The organism is Thermus sp. NMX2.A1, from assembly GCF_000511705.1.
Classification (GTDB): Bacteria; Deinococcota; Deinococci; order Deinococcales; family Thermaceae; genus Thermus; species Thermus scotoductus.
On record NZ_ATNI01000098.1, the window covers coordinates 1 to 1,037 of the forward strand.

The window sequence follows — 1,037 nt, forward strand, 5'->3', positions numbered from 1 at the left end:
CCCCCTTTTCGGATATTCACCTGCGTACTCACCTCACGCCACCGCCCGCAACACCCGGGTGATGGGCAGACCCGCCTGCCCAAGAAGCTGGGCCACCACGCTCCAGGCCATCACCCAAGCTTCCACTTGCAGGGCCACCGCCTTCAGCCCCCGTACCCTCCCCACCGCCCCCACCAGCCCCATCGGCCCCTTCAGCAGACCAAAAACCGTCTCCAGCTCCCACCGCCGCCCCAAAAGCCTCCGGTACGCACCTCTCCCCCGCCGCCGCAGGTTCAAAAGCCGCCCCCTCCCCTTTGGCCTTCCCCGTCTCCGGTTATGCCCCGTCACCAGAAGCATCCCTCGCCTCCTCGTCAACCGAAAGTTGGCTTCCCCCTCGTAGGCCGCGTCCGCCACCACCACGGGGGGCTTCTCCCCAGGAAACCTCTCCACCCCCCAGAGCATCCCCCGCCCCACCGGGGAGTCGTGCCATGAGGCCGGGGTCACCCGTAGGGCCAGCACCTCCCCCGTGTCCAGGTCCACGAGGAGGTGGAGCTTGTACCCATAAACCCAGCCCCCATCCGAGCCCACGCCCCAAGCCGCCTCCCCATCCGACCTCTGGGCGGGGAGAAGGGTGGCGTCCATGGCCAGCACCCGCCTCCCCCGGCCCACCCGCTTCCCTCCCCGCAGGAGGGGCCAGGGTAGCTTCCGGCTCCGCTCGCTGAGGGTGGCAGAGGAGGGAACGCGCTCTAGACCGAGGCGCTTGCGGAGCCTAGGGTTGCGGGCCAGTTCCCGGCGCATGCGTTCGCTGGAGAAGCCCAGGAGGGCGCGGACCAGGTGGAAGAGAAAGAGGCTGAGGTCGGAGAAGGTCCTGGGCCTGCCGGGTTTTCTCTCCCCTTCTGGCAAGCGGGCTTGGAGCCATGCCTGGAGCAGGGGGACCAGTTCCTCCAGGGGCAGGGGTAGGATGGAAGGGGGCGTCTGGTGTGCTTCCACAGCTCACCAAGCGCCCCCTTTTCCTTTGGCTTGTCAAGGGGGTATGCATTGAATATCCGAAAGGGGGG

At 67.8% G+C, this 1,037-nt stretch carries 1 protein-coding gene; it reads right to left on the reverse strand.

Annotated features, from left to right (window positions below; genetic code table 11):
- Positions 1-33: 33 nt before the first annotated feature.
- Complete coding sequence (locus tag TNMX_RS10890; RefSeq protein ID WP_038032168.1) at positions 34-969, reverse strand: transposase; 936 nt, start codon at positions 967-969, stop codon at positions 34-36.
- Positions 970-1,037 lie beyond the last annotated feature (68 nt).